Source organism: Pedobacter sp. Leaf216 (genome assembly GCF_001421515.1).
Classification (GTDB): Bacteria; Bacteroidota; Bacteroidia; order Sphingobacteriales; family Sphingobacteriaceae; genus Pedobacter.
On the sequence record NZ_LMKM01000012.1, the window covers coordinates 255186 to 271954 of the forward strand.

General features: G+C 38.1%; 14 protein-coding genes. 5 read left to right on the forward strand and 9 right to left on the reverse strand.

Features of this window, described 5'->3' with window-relative positions; genetic code table 11:
* Window positions 1-29: 29 nt before the first annotated feature.
* Together ASE74_RS10860 and ASE74_RS10865 are read right to left on the reverse strand one after the other, a co-directional pair.
* Complete coding sequence (locus ASE74_RS10860; RefSeq protein WP_055908464.1) at window positions 30-485, reverse strand: hypothetical protein; 456 nt, start codon at window positions 483-485, stop codon at window positions 30-32.
* Window positions 486-493: 8 nt separating this feature from the next.
* On the reverse strand, window positions 494-934 hold the full coding sequence (locus ASE74_RS10865; RefSeq protein WP_200912296.1) for a sterol desaturase family protein: 441 nt from the start codon (window positions 932-934) through the stop codon (window positions 494-496).
* Window positions 935-1101: 167 nt separating this feature from the next.
* On the opposite strand from ASE74_RS10865, the gene ASE74_RS10870 reads away from it, so the two are divergent.
* From ASE74_RS10870 to ASE74_RS10885, 4 genes are all read left to right on the forward strand, one after another.
* Window positions 1102-1713, forward strand: a complete 612-nt coding sequence (locus ASE74_RS10870; protein ID WP_055908467.1) for a TetR/AcrR family transcriptional regulator — start codon at window positions 1102-1104, stop codon at window positions 1711-1713.
* Between the two features lie 70 nt (window positions 1714-1783).
* Window positions 1784-3124 (forward strand): TolC family protein, encoded by a 1341-nt coding sequence (locus tag ASE74_RS10875; protein ID WP_055908471.1) that lies wholly within the window; start codon window positions 1784-1786, stop codon window positions 3122-3124.
* A gap of 2 nt (window positions 3125-3126) precedes the next feature.
* Complete coding sequence (locus ASE74_RS10880; RefSeq protein ID WP_055908473.1) at window positions 3127-4194, forward strand: efflux RND transporter periplasmic adaptor subunit; 1068 nt, start codon at window positions 3127-3129, stop codon at window positions 4192-4194.
* Between the two features lie 62 nt (window positions 4195-4256).
* The gene (locus ASE74_RS10885) at window positions 4257-7451 is read left to right on the forward strand and encodes an efflux RND transporter permease subunit (protein ID WP_055908477.1); all 3195 of its coding nucleotides are present in this window, start codon (window positions 4257-4259) and stop codon (window positions 7449-7451) included.
* Between the two features lie 112 nt (window positions 7452-7563).
* Here ASE74_RS10885 and ASE74_RS10890 read toward each other — a convergent pair whose 3' ends face one another.
* Window positions 7564-8997, reverse strand: a complete 1434-nt coding sequence (locus ASE74_RS10890) for an ATP-binding protein (RefSeq protein ID WP_055908480.1) — start codon at window positions 8995-8997, stop codon at window positions 7564-7566.
* Window positions 8998-9385: 388 nt separating this feature from the next.
* Between ASE74_RS10890 and ASE74_RS10900 the strand changes: the two genes are divergently transcribed.
* Window positions 9386-10108 carry a hypothetical protein gene (locus ASE74_RS10900; protein WP_235526061.1) on the forward strand — a complete coding sequence of 241 codons (723 nt, stop codon included), beginning with the start codon at window positions 9386-9388 and terminating at the stop codon, window positions 10106-10108.
* Between the two features lie 131 nt (window positions 10109-10239).
* On the opposite strand, the gene ASE74_RS10905 is transcribed toward ASE74_RS10900, so the two are convergent.
* From ASE74_RS10905 to lpdA, 6 genes are all read right to left on the reverse strand, one after another.
* Window positions 10240-10740, reverse strand: a complete 501-nt coding sequence (locus ASE74_RS10905; RefSeq protein WP_055908489.1) for a hypothetical protein — start codon at window positions 10738-10740, stop codon at window positions 10240-10242.
* Window position 10741: 1 nt separating this feature from the next.
* On the reverse strand, window positions 10742-11119 hold the full coding sequence (locus ASE74_RS10910) for a S41 family peptidase (RefSeq protein WP_055908491.1): 378 nt from the start codon (window positions 11117-11119) through the stop codon (window positions 10742-10744).
* A 183-nt stretch (window positions 11120-11302) separates the two neighbouring features.
* Window positions 11303-12508 (reverse strand): MFS transporter, encoded by a 1206-nt coding sequence (locus ASE74_RS10915; RefSeq protein ID WP_055908493.1) that lies wholly within the window; start codon window positions 12506-12508, stop codon window positions 11303-11305.
* A 108-nt stretch (window positions 12509-12616) separates the two neighbouring features.
* Window positions 12617-13270: a TenA family protein gene (locus ASE74_RS10920; RefSeq protein ID WP_055908494.1), complete on the reverse strand. Its 654-nt coding sequence runs from the start codon at window positions 13268-13270 to the stop codon at window positions 12617-12619.
* Entirely contained in the window at window positions 13267-14085 is an 819-nt protein-coding gene (gene thiD, locus ASE74_RS10925) for a bifunctional hydroxymethylpyrimidine kinase/phosphomethylpyrimidine kinase (protein ID WP_055908497.1), read from the reverse strand. Before thiD ends, ASE74_RS10920 begins: the two co-directional genes overlap by 4 nt.
* Before the next feature lie 1095 nt (window positions 14086-15180).
* Entirely contained in the window at window positions 15181-16587 is a 1407-nt protein-coding gene (gene lpdA, locus ASE74_RS10930) for a dihydrolipoyl dehydrogenase (RefSeq protein ID WP_055908499.1), read from the reverse strand.
* Window positions 16588-16769 lie beyond the last annotated feature (182 nt).

Below are 16769 nucleotides of genomic sequence, written 5' to 3' on the forward strand. Positions count from 1 at the left end.
TTATGCTGCAAAAGTAAAATAAAAATTAATTAAGGAACGATTTTGGTAATCTCCTTATCAAAATTAAAACTCAACCCCTTCGCTTTCGCATCTTCTGATTTTACCCCAGAAAGTTTCCAGCCAATAAATTCTGGTTTGGTTTTGGCCAGATCCAGCAGGCGGTACCGCTCTTTAGTCAATTGCGCGCTGATCAATCCTACACTATCAGATTCTTCCTGACTTAAATGTTCTATTTCACTTTCAAGCAAAGCCAAAGTTGTATCCAATTTATTTCCTTTTTTTAAGCTATCGGTATAAGCTTTAGGAGAAATAGTATAGAGACTATCTAAACTTGCTTGATCAAAATCCAGGTCTTCATCACGGTTATCATAGCGGGCTTCTACAAGTGCAATGGCGCGATCTTTATTGGTTTTAGTTTTCTTACCACATGAATACAATAACAATGAAGCAGTACAAATAAGAATGATCAGAGAATAATTTTTCATATTGTAATTTAGCTTTTTAAAACATCTTTCCTCACAAAAAGCAGCCCAAAAGCTTTCCCTTTTTCTTTAGCCCTATTTTTATGATGAATTTTATGTGCTTTCCGAACGGCCTGCAAATAGGTGTTGTTGCTCTTAAAAGTTTTAAACCGACGGTGCACAAACCAATCGTGTACCACAAAATAAATAATACCATATAAAGTAATACCCAGGCCGATAAAAAACTTATAGCTTAAGTGATCGCGATCTATATACATTAAATACAATGACAGTGCAGCAAATAAAACCGCAAAAACATCATTCCACTCAAAGAATGATTTCGCTTTTTGATGGTGGCTTTTATGCATAAACCATAGCGGGCCATGGAATAAATATTTATGTATAAACCAGGAGAAACACTCCATTATTATAATGGTAAATAGTACCGTTAGGAAATTGATAATAACTGACAAGTTTTATAAATGATTGGTTTGTAAAGATATATAAACACGCTAAGATTAAAAATTATGTCATCCCATTGTAAGCTTAATCTACTTTTCAATAAACCATTCCTGACAAATCATTTTTTAGCACTATTTTTGACTAAAATATTAAAAAAGTCAGAAAGTAGAAAAGTAAAATGATTGTAGCCGATAAAAAGAGAGAGCAAATTATTGATGGTGCTATAAAACGCTTTATCCATTTTGGGATTGGTAAAACAACGATGAATGATATTGCTGAAGACCTGTCAGTTTCCAAACCATCACTCTATTATTATTTTCCGGATAAAAAGCATTTAATCATTGGTGTAATTGAACGGGTATTTCACGATTTTTTTGAGTTGATAAAAAAGAAATACAATCCGGACCAACCCCTGGATGAAATACTTTTTAACACCATAGATGTAAGAAATACATTTTTTCAAAAATATTACATGTTAAGAATTACAGAAGGTATTCCTGATTTATTAAATGATGATGTAATTAAAGGCAAGTTACAAACACTTAAAAGATCTGAAAAAGATTTTTTTGCAGAAATATTCAGTCAGGCAAAAGCCAAGGGAGAAATAGAACATGATGATACGGCCCACGTTGCCGAACTCTACCTGGAAAGTTTGATGGGCCTTTGTACCATGTGCATTATGGAAACCGGAAAAGATCTGTTCCCTGATAAAAAAGCTTTCAACAGGATGACCCTTAAACAAAAAAACCTCACCAGCATTTTTGTTAGGGGTTTAAGGTGTGCAGACTAACAGAAAATAAAATCTTCGGCTATTACAGAAGAACTTAAATAAGAACCCAAAAACAAAAAAACAATACATTATGCTTAGAGTAAAAATGGTAAAATTAATGCTCATACTCCTTATCGGTTCGGTTTTGCCGCAACTGGTGGTTGCTCAGCAGCAAATTACCTTAAAAGATGCGCTAACCTTTGCGCTCCAAAACAACACCAAGGTTCGGAATGCGAAACTGGATATTGAAGGCGGACGTTATAAGGTAGAGGAAGTTAGGGCTCAGGCCTTACCTCAGCTTACAGGAAACGTAGGCTTAACCTATAACCCAATTATCGGCCAGTTGGTTGCTAACTTTGGCGGACAAACACAGGCGATTAAATTAGGCCAAAACTGGAATTCGACTGCAGGTGTTCAGCTTTCGCAACAGCTGTTTAACCAACAGGTTTTTACTGGTTTACAGGCGGCTAAATCAAGCGAGGAATATTATAACCTTACTTCTCAATACACAGAAGAGCAGATTATCGAATTGGTTGCCAACAATTATTACCAGGTTTTGGTAAACAGACAGCAGCTAAACGTAATTGATACAAACATTAAAAATGTAAAGATTGTAGAAAAAATTGTTTCCAATCAGTATAAAAACGGTTTGGCAAGAAAAATCGATGTAGATCGTATTACTGTAAATTTAACCAACCTGAACACACAACGCGAACAGGTAATTAACGCGATTACCCAACTGGAAAATCAGTTAAAATTTTCAATGGGGATGCCGGTTTCTACACCAATCAGTTTACCTGCCACCGAATTAACTGAAGTAACTACTTTACCTGTTTTTACAGATTCTATTGATTTGGCGAACAGAACTGAGGTAAAACTTTTGGATAACCAGGATAAACTCTTATCGCTGCAAAGAAAAGCATATGTTGCCGAATATTATCCATCGTTGGCTTTAACGGGTAATTATACTTACTCCAGTCAGAGCGATAGTTTCGACTTTTTAAAATCCAATGCGGCAGCAATTGGTTACGGGGCATCAGCAATTGGCTTAACCCTGAGAATCCCTATTTTCAATGGCTTTTTAACACGCTCTAAAATCCGCCAGGCAGATGTTGATATCAGAAAAGCAAAAGAAAGCCGAAAGGAATCGGTAAACTCTTTAAATCTTGCTTATGAAAATGCAAAGATTCAATTGCGCAATAACATCAATACCATAAAATCGCAGCGTAAAAATGCTGATTTAGCTCAGGAAATTTACAAAAGCACCCAAAATAACTACAACAATGGTTTAGCTTCATTAACCGATCTTTTGGATACGGAAAATGCACTTACCTCGGCACAAAACAGCTATACACAGGCTTTATTAAATTATAAAATAGCCGAAATACAATTAATCAAATCAAACGGAAATATTAAATCGCTAGTTAAATAGAAATGAAAAGAGTAATTATCATAATTGTCGTAATTGTTGTTGCCATTGGCGCAATAGCTTATGTTTTAAGCAACAATAAAAAGAAGAACGAAGAAAAAACTGCTTTCATTGCTAAAGGCGGTGGCGCTGTTGCTGTTCGTATTGCTGAGGTAGAGAAAAAAGCAGTGAATTTAGATTTCAGTGCAAATGGAAACTTTATTCCTAAGCAGGAACTTAATTTCTTATCAGAAAATGCTGGTCGAGTTACTGCCATTTATGTGGATGAAGGTGACCGCGTAAGCAAAGGACAGGTTTTGGCACGCGTTGATGCTGAAATTATCAATACCGACAGGGAAACTGCAGAGGCTAATTACCAAAATGCGGTTAAAGATGAAGCGAGGTATCAAAGTTCTTTCTCAACAGGTGGTGTAACCCAACAACAGTTGGATCAGGCTAAATTGGCTACCAGAAATGCAAAATTGCGTTTACAGGCTTCGCAACGTAAATTAAGTGATGCCAATATTAAATCGCCAATTAATGGAATTGTTAACAAAAGATACATCGAAGTTGGTGCTTTTGTAAATACCCAGGGTACACAATTATTTGAACTGGTTGATGTTTCCAAATTAAAACTAAAGGTTAATGTGAACGAATCGCAGGTGGCCAACCTTAAAGTTGGAGATCAGATTGAAATTAAATCGTCGGTTTTCCCAACTGATAATTTCTCAGGAAAAATAACTTTCATCGCTGCTAAAGCTGATGCAACTTTAAACTTCCCGATTGAAATTGAGGTAGATAACAGCCATAAAAATACGCTTAAAGCAGGTATGTATGGAACTGCGGTATTTAAATTCCCTAAACAGGCACCGAGCATCCTAATTCCACGTACCTCATTTGTTGGTAGTGTAAGCAGCAACCAGGTTTTTGTATTGGATAAATCGAACAACACAGCCAAAACCCGCACAGTTGTAGCTGGCCGTATTTTGGGAGATAATGTTGAAATTCTTGATGGCTTAAAAGAAGGTGAAACAGTAATTACCAGCGGGCAGATTAACTTAACTGAAGGTACTGCAGTGAGTATCGTAAAATAAGTTAGGGGATTTTTTGGCTTTAAAACGCGGTACGCCAATCGCAAAACGCAATACTAATTAAAATGAAGATAACAGATATATCTATAAAAAGGCCTTCGCTGGTAATTGTGGTATTTACCGCATTAACCTTGCTTGGGCTACTAAGTTACTTTTCGTTGGGTTATGAATTACTTCCAAAATTCTCTAACAACGTAGTATCTATTTCGACCATCTACCCTGGTGCTTCACCAAATGAGGTAGAAAATACCGTAACCAAAAAGATTGAGGATGCGGTATCATCGATGGAAAACATTAAAAAGATCAACTCGGTATCGTTTGAGAGTTTATCAACTGTTACCATCACCTTAACTGATGCAGCAAACATTGATATTTCCTTAAATGATGCACAAAGAAAGGTAAATGCCATTCTTTCTGATCTGCCTGAGGATGTAAAAACGCCATCATTAAGTAAATTCTCTCTGGATGATTTACCGGTAATTACCATGTCTGCTTCGGCAAATATGGACGATATTACCTTTTACGATTTAATCGATAAACGTATTGCCCCGGTAATTTCGAGGGTAAGCGGTATTGCACAGGTAAACTTGGTTGGTGGTTCGGAACGCGAAATCCAGGTTTCGTTAGATGCTGATAAATTACAGGGTTATAACCTCTCTGTTCCACAGGTGCAGCAATTAATTCTGAGTTCTAACTTAGATTTCCCTACAGGAAGTGTTAAAACGCAAAACCAGGATGTACTGATCCGTTTATCGGGTAAGTACAGAAGTATGGAAGAGTTGAGAAACCTTGTTTTAACAACAACTAAAGATGGCGCACAAATTCGTTTAGGTGATGTTGCTGATGTTCAGGATTCACAAAAAGAAACTGAAAAACTGGCGCGTATCGACCGTAAAGCTTCTATTGCAATCCAGATTATTAAACAAAGTGATGCAAACGCGGTAGAAGTAAGTAAAGGTGTGCATGCTATTATTGCTAAGCTTAAAAATGAATATGCTGCAAATAAGTTGGATATCAGAATTGTTAACGATAGTTCAATTTTCACCTTAGAATCTGCTGATGCGGTAATTCACGATTTAATACTTGCAGTTATCTTGGTGGCTTTCGTAATGCTTTTCTTCCTACACAGTTTACGTAACGCGTTAATTGTAATGGTATCAATTCCGGTTTCATTAATTGCTACGTTTATCGGAATCAGCTTATTTGGCTTTACCTTAAACTTAATGTCGTTATTGGGGCTATCACTCGTGGTGGGTATCCTGGTGGATGATGCGATTGTGGTACTGGAAAATATCCAGCGACACATGGAGATGGGTAAAAATAAAGTAAGGGCAGCATCTGATGCAACAAGAGAAATTGGTTTTACCGTAGTATCCATTACTTTCGTAATTGTGGTGGTATTCTTCCCGATTGCGGTAAGTACAGGTTTGGTATCGAACATTCTTCGCCAGTTCTGTATTGTGGTAATTATTGCAACTTTGCTATCATTGGTAGCCTCATTCACCATTGTACCACTTATTTTCTCACGTTTTGGTAAGTTAGAACGTATTGAAGGTAAAAACCTATTTGGCCGTTTCATCCTTTGGTTCGAAAAACAGTTAAAGAAATTTACACTTTGGATCACCAGCATCTTAACATGGTCATTAAACCATAAAGCACTAACATTGGTTGCCGTAGTAGTAATGTTTTTAAGTTCATGTGGTTTATTAGTTGGCGGCTTTATTGGATCAGAATTTTTCCCTAAATCAGATAAAGGAGAGTTCTTGGTGCAGTTGGAATTACCAAAAGATGCATCTTTAGAACAAACCAACTTTTTAACCCAAAAAGCTGAAGCTTATTTAGATAAACAACCAGAAATTACTCAGTTAATTACTACAGTTGGACAATCAACCGGTGATTTTGGTGGTACGCAAGCTACGGCATATAAATCGGAGATTAACGTAAAATTAGTTGAACGCGATCAGCGTGAAGGCGTTTCTTCGGATATTTTCGCTACAAAAATGAGTCGTGCATTGGCTAAAGAGCTTGTTGGTGCCAAAGTTAAAACTGTGCCGATTAGTATTTTGGGTATTGCAGAAAATGCACCGATCCAGTTGGTGGTAATGGGATCTGATTTAGATAGTGCATTGAAATATGCTGAAGGTGCACAAAAAGTACTTGCTTCTATTCCCGGCGCAACTGAGATAAAATTATCAGTAGAAAAAGGTACACCAGAGATTAATGTTCAGGTAGATCGTGATAAGATGTCGGCTGTTGGCTTAACGTTACAAACGGTTGGATCTACCATGCAAACCGCCTTTGCCGGTAATACCGATGGTAAATACCGTAAAGGTGAGTACGAATACGACATCAATATCCAATATCAAAACTTTAACCGTCAGAATATCGACGACGTAAGGAACCTGATTTTTGTAAACAGCGATAATAAACAGATTAAGTTATCACAGTTTGCAACCATTACAGAAGGTTCAGGACCAAGCCAGTTAGAACGTTTAAATAAATCTACTTCAGTATCTGTTAAAGCCCAATCAATTGGTAGGCCAACAGGAACCGTGGTTGCAGAATTCCAGGCAAAACTGGAAGATATGCAGAAAAACGGCAAATTAAAGGCACCGGTTGGCGTAAGTTATAGCTGGGCAGGTGATCAGGAGAATCAGAGCGAAGGTTTTGGTACTCTGGGTATCGCTTTATTGGCTTCGATTATTTTGGTTTACCTGATTATGGTTGCACTTTATGATAGTTTCATCTATCCTTTGGTGGTAATGTTCTCGCTTCCTTTGGCAGTAATCGGCGCATTGTTAGCCTTAGCATTAACCAATAACTCAATCGGTATCTTCACCATTTTAGGTTTAATTATGCTAATGGGTCTGGTAGCGAAAAATGCGATTATCCTTGTCGATTTTACCAACCACTTAAAAGCAGAAGGTAAAGAAACCAAAGAAGCGCTTGTTTTAGCCAACCACGCACGTTTACGCCCAATTTTAATGACCACCATTGCCATGGTATTCGGTATGCTTCCTATTGCATTGGCAAGCGGCGCAGGTGCCGAGTGGAAAAATGGTTTGGCCTGGGTTATTGTAGGCGGTTTAACCAGTTCGTTATTTTTAACCCTGATTGTTGTACCTGTAGTATACTTAATATTCGATAGAATGTTAGAACGTTTAGGCTTCAATAAAAAAGGCAAAACAATTGATGAACTGATGGAAGAACCATACGATCATAAAGATGTAAATGAATACGATCTAGATCACGGACATTAATAAACATCCAGATTAACAATCAATTTAGCCCCGACCCCAAATCGGGGCTTTTTTGTGGATTTAAAAATCAGGAACAGTGGTTTAGCGAGCGATGAATGCTCTTGATGCACTATTAGGGCAAAAACAAATCATCCATGGTAACTGCATTCTGCACCAGCCCAATAGAATACATATTATTTTTAACACCATAAGTTGTAACCATGGCTAGAAATAATGCTTTTTTTGTTTTGCTCTGCCCACGGAATATCTCAAGTTTGTATTTTAACGCTGCAGCATAGGCTTTATCTATTGCGAATTCAGTATTCGAAAATTTCATTTCACATACACTGATCACATTATCTTGCCTGTCTAACAACAGATCCACCTGTGCGCCGTTTCCATCTTTTGGCGCATATCGCCAAGCTGATGTTTCAGTAAACACTCCAGAGATGCCCAGTGCCTGTTTAATATTAACTGTATGTTTCATGCAAATCCCTTCAAATGCATAACCACTCCAGCTCCTCCAGGAAGACGTTGATGATTTTTTAAGCCACGTACCTGCACCAGTGGCGCGGGAGTGTTCGATAAATTTAAGATAGAAAAAGCTGTATTCGTCGCTGAGTTTGTAAATGCTCTGATTTGCATTTTTCTGAAAAGGCAGGTGCGGAGTAATGAAGCCAGATTCCACTAGTTCCTCAAGTAAAAGACTGGTAGTTCCCCCACTCTGTAGGTTACACACCGCAATGATTTCGTTTCTTGTTAAGCCCGAGGGTTTTTCTGCAAGTGCTTTGACTACCGAAATGTGCCTGTCTGCGTTTTCGAACAGCGAACGGTAAAGGTTAGCGAATTCTGTTGAAAGGAGGCCGTCCTTGGTGAAGCAAAGCCTGTCGATGGCCTGAGTAGCACTTTCCCCTTTTTTGATTTCTTTCAGGTAATGTGGCACACCGCCCATCGCCATAAAAATGGTCAGCATCTGGTAACGGTCAAGTTGGATATTATTGCTTTTTAAGTACTGTTCTGTTTCATGCAAGGTGAAAGGCAACAAGCGTATTTTTCGCGTTAACCGATTGTGCAGGCCACCTTTGTTGTTTACAACTTTTTTAATCATCCAGGTGGCAGCAGATCCACATATCGCAACAATCAGATTCGGCTGTTGTGAGGCCCACTGGTTCCAAAAATATTCAAATGCAGAAAGAAAGCCTGATTTATGTGAACTTAACCATGGAAATTCGTCAAAGAAAATTACAGCTTTTCTTTTTTTAATTATTGGCGTTGCGAATTCTCTAAGTTGCCAAAAGGCTTCTGTCCAGTTTTTAGGCACTGCAGGAGTTAATGGCGAACCTAATGCTTCTGCAATAGCTTTGCTAAAATTAAGGAGTTGTTCGGCAGCATTTGCATCATGAACGCCCGAAAGTTCGAAAATGAGCTGTTTCTGGAAAACTGAGCGGATCAGGAAAGTTTTTCCTACCCTTCTCCTGCCAAACACCGCCAATAGTTCTGATGAAGATGAGGTAAGTGCCTCTAATAATATTTTTTTCTCAGCTATTCTTCCAATAAGCAATTCCATTTTTTATCCCTTTTAACGTTAACGATTGAAAACAATTTTATCCGCAGCCAAAATACGCTTCAAATATATAGTTTTGGCTGTGGATAAAAAAACATCCGCAGCCAAAACATGCTTAAAATTTATAATTTTGGCTGCGGATAATGAATTATATTTAAATCCTGCATTTTTTGATATAATCGGAACCAATTATTTATTAAATCCGTGAACACTGAAATTACTTTTAAATTAAGTGTACTGAACCCTGCGCGGATAATTCTACAATATTGTATCCAAACAAATTATAACGCAATATTGTATATTAGGGATTATGTTTAAATTCATTTTTAGCCTGTTAATAGTCTGCTCGGTTCTCATAGTAAAAGCTCAACACCCTCCCGTATTTGCGGCAATGACTACTGATTCCAGTTTCATTAAACTTTCCAATCTTGATATTACCCTGGTAAAATACAGTTACAAACCCAATGGAATTAAATTTTTAGTGGTACATGATAATGAAGATACTGGCGTAAAAGCAGGCTTTGATTACATCCGTTGGAGTGGTGGCGAATTAATTGATAGTCAGTACGGTAGTGTTAGGGATTATTATTTCAGTTATATGGATGATCAATACCGCATAGATCCGAATGCAATTTACACAGAGGTGGGTGTTAATACCCGATTAAAAAAGGATCTATTCAGTTCGAACGAAGTAGAAAAGGCAATCCTAAAGGCAGGTAAACAGATAGTTGATTTTTACGACCCAAAAGCTACCGGTTACTTTTTAACGCTACACAATAATGCAGATGGCGGCTTTGGAATTTCTTCTTATTTACCAGGTTATGATTTGGCCAGCACTGCAGATTCCGTTTACATCAACTTCCAGATGGACGGCGATGACCTTATATATGTAACTGAACCCAGATTATTTTCAAGTTTGAAAAAAGCCAATGTGAATGTAATCCTGCAATCTAAATTCGCTTCTAATGATGGTTCACTTTCCATTTACGCCATGCAAAATAACATTCCCTACATCAATGTTGAAGTGCAGCACGGGCATCAAGATGAAAATTTGCGCCTTATTGAATTAGCCGTTGCCACACTAAAAGAACATGGCTTGGTAAAGAAGGAGTAAAATCTGCTTTCGTTATGGTAACGTTGAAAAGTAAACCAAAAAGGCGTACAGCCAATGCCTTTAAGATGAGCACATAATAATCTATTGAATTTTCTTTTGAAAGCAAATCAGGTTCTATCAATAAAAAAAAATTATTTGGTAAGTTTAGTTGGAACTGGATATACCACACCATTAGGCAATAAGATAACCTGTTGCAGCGAAGTGATTTTCCCTTTATCATCGCGGATCACATAAAGCCTTGTACTATTTTCACCATAGCTTGCATTATAGCCTTTAATTGTTAGCATATCCTTACTCACTTCCCTTATCTTATAATCTTCGGATGGTTTACCAGCATCAGCCCTTCTCCAGATAAGGCCTTCCTTTGTTGCAATTATATACCGGTTATTGTTGTATTTACCAATGATGCCAGCATATCTTTTTTCCCAGCCAATGTTCATTTTATCTCCTGCCTTGCTATCTTCCAACTGCCATTTAACACTTGCTATTAAATCCGAATCTTTAGAGTTTTTAATGATGTCTTCAAAGATTATTTGACGCGTTTTGGATAAGGACAGTTGACTTTTCACAACTGAATCGGGGATAACGCCTGTACCCTCCCAACCCACCTGTGAGTTTGGTGCAACTACCATTTTAACTGATAAAAAAAGCGACAAGATTGTTTTTCAACGGAATGTAAGAGCCAGCAATTCCTGCTCCAGCTGAGGCTTCACCTATTATGGTTGCCCGGTGCATTTTCTGCATGGCATAAGCAAACCCTTCTGCAGCCGAACCTGTATTCGGACTTATCAATATAAATACTTTGCCGTTAACATTCCGCCTGCCAGGTACAAATGAATAGGTCCATTCCTGTTCATCATGGGTACGATCTTTATAAAATCCGTTTAAATAAAACTTTTCATCCCCGGCTGCGAAAAAATAAGAGGCCAGAAATCTTCCCATTTGTAAAATGCCGCCACCGTTCGCCCTTACATCTATAATTACATATTGGCTATAAGCTGCGGTATTCATTACTGCGGCGGCTGTTTCAAACGCTTCTTGAGTGGCGTAAAAAAGGGCCTGGGATGTTAATATACGCTGTTGAAGATGAGGGATCGATATCTACACCGCGGAATCCGTAATTTTGTTTACGTAAAATGGTAGTTCAATGATAGGCTTAAACAGATCAGTTTTATTATATACCGGAAAAATTATCTAGTTTATACTCTTAATCTTAGTAACCAAAAAAGTAATCAGCAATCCAAACACGGAAATGATCCCGAAAGAATAACGCAAACTTGATAGCTGCGAAACATAGCCAATTAATGGCGGACCGAACAAAAACGCAAAATAACCAATGCTCGAAACCATTGTAATGGCCTTACCTGATGGCACTTTTTTATTGTTACCTGCAATACTGTAAACCATCGGTACAATACTGGAAACACCTAGCCCAATAAGCATAAAACCTAAAATGGCCACAATAATATGAGGGAATATTACAGCAAGGGCCATACCTACCGATATAATTGCACCACTGATTTGCAACAGGTTTTTACGCCCGAACCTATTGATCAGATAAACACCTAAAAACCTACCGCTGGCCATCATAAACATAAATGATGCATAGCCGATTATGGCCTTGTTGTGCGGCAGTTTAACCACATCTTCAAAGTAAATTGCACTCCAATCGAACATTGTTCCTTCGGTTGCCATACTGCAAAAAGCAACAACGCCCAATAACACTAATATACCTTGTGGCCGGGTAAAAAATTTTGCTTTCTCCATCAGCACATCGGGCTTACTGTAGTTCAATAATTTTTTCCCGTTAAATGCTACATTGGTTAAAGAGAATAAAGCAATTACCCAAAAATGGGTATACATGCCCAACTTTAAGTTTACCAAACCGAGTGCAATTAATGCCCCGGTTAAATTGCCTATGCTCCATGCACCATGAAAAGAACTCATAATGGGTTTACCATAAAAGTTTTCGCCTGCTACACCCTGTGTATTTAAGGCAATATTGCATAGATTACCTGTGATACCGAACAGCACTAAAAAAGCGGCCAGTTGTAAACCTGTGGTAGCCAGGGCTAAAAATGTTAATGCAATTGCATAGAGTGGTGCGGTTGCCCTTAACATTTTCTTGCTTCCAAAATGTGTGGTCAATTTTGCAGAAAAAAACATCGTAATAATCTGTCCTGCCGGCAATGCAAAAAGAATGGAACCTAATTCTGCATCATTAAGCCCCATAGATGCTTTGAAAGTTGGTATTCTACTTGCCCAACTGGCAAAACAAACGCCTTGCATAAAGTAAAATGCGGAAATAGCGAAACGTACTTGTTTTGGAGAGCTTTGTGCTGTTACAGGTGTATTTTCTTGTTTTATTAGAATTTCCTTTTCTTGCTTGCTTTCTTCCAAAATGATGTTTTAATTATAGATTGAGCTACAAAGTTCTTTAAATCTATTGTAAAAACCGACAATTTTTTAACATTTATCCGAATTTCTGTCTGCAAACTGGTTAAAATCTTAAATTTTCCATTTTTCAAGTTGATAAGCACTATCCCAAAACATCCACTCCAATCGTGTAGCCATTTCAAAAGCCTCAAACATTTTCTGCCGGGTTTCGGTATTGGCAACAGCCGCCAGTTGATCTGCAATGGTAATCGCTTTTTCCACTGCGGTTGCAAATTCTGCTCCTGCATACATATCGATCCACCTTTTATATGGATTTTGATCTCCGCTTTGCTGTGAAAAAATATAATCGCCAACTGCTTTGTAAATCCAGAAACATGGTAAAACCGCGGCAACTGCAATTTCTACATTGGCGTAAGCAGCCTGACTAAGGATATAATTTGTATACAATAAGGTAGATGGTGTAGGCTGAATATTTGTTGCTAAGCCAAATTCTACAAAATAACTTTCATGTAAACTCCGCTCTGCGAAAATTGCTCCTGTAGAAAATCCGGCAAAAGCCATTACCAGGTCGGCATGCTGCATCCGGCTGCTAATTGTACTTAATGTCCGCCCGAATTCCAACAAATAATAGGCATCCTGCGCCAGGTAAAAAAGGAATTTTTCTTGCGGTAAGGTACCATTGCTAAGTTCGGCATTAAAAGGCATTGTTAATATTTTGGCATAAATGGGTGCTACCTTTTCCCATGCCTGTTGGCTCCACATCATTGAATAATTAGTTTTAGCGGATTAAAAAAATGATTTAACGGGCCATTGCCCTTACCAGTTGTTACATTACTTCCACTTTGTAGTGCCTCGCTGATATATTTTTTTGCAAGTTTTATAGCCGTTAATAGATCATAACCTTTTGCCATCTCGGCAGCTATGGCTGATGATAAAGTACACCCCGTTCCATGCAGGTTTTTTGAAGCAATAAATGCACTTTCGAGTATAACTGGTGCATCTTTTCCATTTATGAAAACATCGTAAATAATTGGTCCGGCCAAGTGCCCGCCTTTCAGTAATATAGCGTTTGCGCCTTTTTGGATAATTTTGTACCCTGCCGCGATCATATCTTCAAGGTTGTGGATCGGTTGCCCGGAAAGTATAACGGCTTCATCAATATTTGGGGTTACTAAACTAACAATAGGAAACAATTTTTCAATCAGCAGGTTCACGGTATCGGGTTCTATTAAACGATGACCGCTGGTAGCCACCATCACAGGATCTAAAATTATCGGAGCAGGATTACTATAACTGCTTAATGCCTTTACAATTACCTGTACCACTTCTGCACGGTTAATCATCCCGATTTTAATTGCAACAGGTGCAATATCATCCATCACGGCCTGCAATTGATCTTTGATGATTTCTGTCGGAATGCCGTGTACCGACTTTACACCCATTGTATTTTGTGCCGTTACTGCTGTAATTACAGAGGTACCAAAGCAGCCCAGTGCCGAAAAAGTTTTTAAATCGGCTTGTATACCAGCACCTCCTCCACTATCGGAGCCAGCTATTGTTAATACATTAATGTAATTCATTGCTTAAAGACTTCATTTTGTTTAAACAACTTCAGGAGTCTTCAAATGCAGTATGCATTTTACACAATATGTGCAGACAAACTAATTTTCCTACGCCGGCATTATCCGGATCAGGTTCCTTTGAGGTTGATGGAGGAAATATTTATGGATAAAGGACATTACCTTTTACCTCTATAACTTTTACCATTAAACTCAAAATGGGTATGTTCTCAGCCAACTTGTTTTTTGAAGGCACCCCTAAAGTTTCGTACCGCAATATAGGGCTTAGATTTTATTCTTTATTTATAAAAATTAATTAAAGAGCTGATATTTAATATTTCAAGGATTTCTTTAATTCGCTAATGATGAAAAATCGTCATTTCTAGTATGATTGAGTATCTTAATGTCTCTAAAAATGTGTGGTAAGATCCCCGCCTGCGCTAGGATAACGGTACGGAGTAAAATACTTGTTAAATCGTCATTCCCAAATTAATTGAGCAACCTAATGTTTCTAAAATTGTGTGGTAAGATCCCCGCCTGCGCGAGGATGACGGCACGGAGTATAATATTTGTTCAATCGTCATTTCGACCGTAGTGGAGAAATCTTTGAACTTGGTTTTTAATAAATTTAAAAGATTTCTCGGCTGCGCTGTGCTTCGCTCGAAATGACGGTCTGGGTGTCCATCATCATTCCTAAATTAATTGAGTATTTTAATGTCTAAAAATGTGTGGTAAGATCCCCACCTGCGCGAGGATGACGTCAGAAAGACTTTTGAGATCAACCGTAAAGCGAATCATTATTAAAGAGTTGTCAACTCTAATTGCCAATTTGCTAGGAAGTTGACAACTCTAAATTCAAATCAACTAATCAAACGTATAAAATTCAATGTTGAAGAGTTGTCAACTTTAATTGCCAACTTGTTAGAAAGTTGACAACTCTGAATTCAAATCAACCAATCAACCGTAAAGCAAATCAATGTTAAAGAGTTGTCAATTTTAATTGCCAACTTGCTAGGAAATTGACAACTCTGAAATGAAAAAAGCCGACAATTTCTTATCGGCTTTTATTTTTGCATGATTAAACTTTATTAATCGACAGTAATACCGCCCAATCAATTAAATATGTATCGCTCTGTTATCAGTTGCAGCAAGTGCAGCTTCTTTTAAAGCTTCTGTATAGGTTGGGTGAGCATGGCAGGTACGTGCAATATCTTCTGCAGATGCACGGAATTCCATAGCAATAACCGCTTCCGCAATCATATCGGCAGCACGAGGACCAATCATGTGTACACCTAAAACTTCGTCGGTAGCAGCATCGGCCAAAACTTTAATAAAACCATCGGTATCCATGCTTGCTTTTGCACGTCCGCTGGCTTTGAAAGGGAATGAACCTGCTTTATATTTAACGCCTTTTTCTTTTAATTGCTCTTCGGTTAAACCTACAGAAGCCACTTCTGGCCAAGTGTAAACCACACCAGGAATTAAGTTATAGTTGATATGCGGTTTTTGCCCGGCAATGGTTTCGGCAACATAAGTACCTTCATCTTCTGCTTTGTGGGCCAACATGGCACCGGTAATTACATCGCCAATGGCATATACTCCTTTAACCGAAGTTTCTAAATGTTCGTTAACCGGAATTTTTTTACCTCTTTCTTCAATAGTGATTCCAATTTTATCTAAGCCCAAACCTTCGCTATAAGCGGTACGGCCAACGGCTACGATACAATAATCGGCATCAAATGATATGGTTTCGCCTTTTGGTGTTTCGGCAGTAACTGTTACAGTTTTACCTTTGTTGGTAGCGCCGGTAACTTTATGCCCCATATAAAACTCCATGCCTAAGTTTTTCTTCAACACGCGTTGCAGCTCTTTACCTAAACCAGCATCCATTGTGTTAATAATTGATGGTAAAAACTCTACTACAGAAACTTTTGTACCTAAACGGGCATATACAGAACCCAACTCTAAACCGATTACACCGCCACCGATTACAACCATCGTTTTAGGTACTTCTTTAATATTTAAAGCCTCGGTAGAGGTAATGATGCGTTTTTTATCGATTGGCAAAAACGGTAAAGCTGTTGGTTTAGAACCAGTAGCAATAATTACGTTTTTAGCTGATAGGGTTTCGGTAGAGCCATCGGCTTTGGTAACGAGTATGGTATTTTTATCAACGAAAGAGCCAACTCCTTCGAAAGAATCGATTTTGTTCTTTTTAAATAAATAAGTAATACCAGCAGTATTTTGTGCAACAACATCATCTTTACGGGCGATCATCTGTGGCATATCAACCTTTAAATCTTTTATGTTGATACCGTGGGTAGTAAATGTGTGGGCAGCGTTGTGGTAGTGTTCTGATGAATCCAACAAAGCTTTAGACGGGATACAGCCTACGTTTAAGCAGGTACCTCCAAAAGTTTTATATTTTTCAATAACTGCAGTTTTTAAACCTAACTGAGCACAACGGATTGCGCCTACATAACCGCCCGGCCCTGAACCGATAACAACGACATCGTATTGCATAATTTCTTGATAATTTTGATTAGTCAAATGTAGGGAAAAAAGGCCGAAAGCTGAAAGCGCATCAGGCAATAGAAGCACTTTCTTAGTCATTGTTTTATCAGTTATTTGCACTTCATCAATCGGCTATAGCCAATACATGTTTAGCTTAAGCGTAATTTTTTAGAAAAACAATCGATTAATCA

Bases quoted from the DNA above. Each gene is read 5' to 3' on its own strand.
- ASE74_RS10860 (WP_055908464.1), bottom strand. From the start codon at position 485: ATGAAAAATTATTCTCTGATCATTCTTATTTGTACTGCTTCATTGTTA.
- ASE74_RS10870 (WP_055908467.1), top strand. From the start codon at position 1,102: ATGATTGTAGCCGATAAAAAGAGAGAGCAAATTATTGATGGTGCTATA.
- ASE74_RS10875 (WP_055908471.1), top strand. From the start codon at position 1,784: ATGCTTAGAGTAAAAATGGTAAAATTAATGCTCATACTCCTTATCGGT.
- ASE74_RS10880 (WP_055908473.1), top strand. From the start codon at position 3,127: ATGAAAAGAGTAATTATCATAATTGTCGTAATTGTTGTTGCCATTGGC.
- ASE74_RS10885 (WP_055908477.1), top strand. From the start codon at position 4,257: ATGAAGATAACAGATATATCTATAAAAAGGCCTTCGCTGGTAATTGTG.
- ASE74_RS10890 (WP_055908480.1), bottom strand. From the start codon at position 8,997: ATGGAATTGCTTATTGGAAGAATAGCTGAGAAAAAAATATTATTAGAG.
- ASE74_RS10900 (WP_235526061.1), top strand. From the start codon at position 9,386: ATGACTACTGATTCCAGTTTCATTAAACTTTCCAATCTTGATATTACC.
- ASE74_RS10905 (WP_055908489.1), bottom strand. From the start codon at position 10,740: ATGGTAGTTGCACCAAACTCACAGGTGGGTTGGGAGGGTACAGGCGTT.
- ASE74_RS10910 (WP_055908491.1), bottom strand. From the start codon at position 11,119: ATGAATACCGCAGCTTATAGCCAATATGTAATTATAGATGTAAGGGCG.
- ASE74_RS10920 (WP_055908494.1), bottom strand. From the start codon at position 13,270: ATGATGTGGAGCCAACAGGCATGGGAAAAGGTAGCACCCATTTATGCC.
- thiD (WP_055908497.1), bottom strand. From the start codon at position 14,085: ATGAATTACATTAATGTATTAACAATAGCTGGCTCCGATAGTGGAGGA.
- lpdA (WP_055908499.1), bottom strand. From the start codon at position 16,587: ATGCAATACGATGTCGTTGTTATCGGTTCAGGGCCGGGCGGTTATGTA.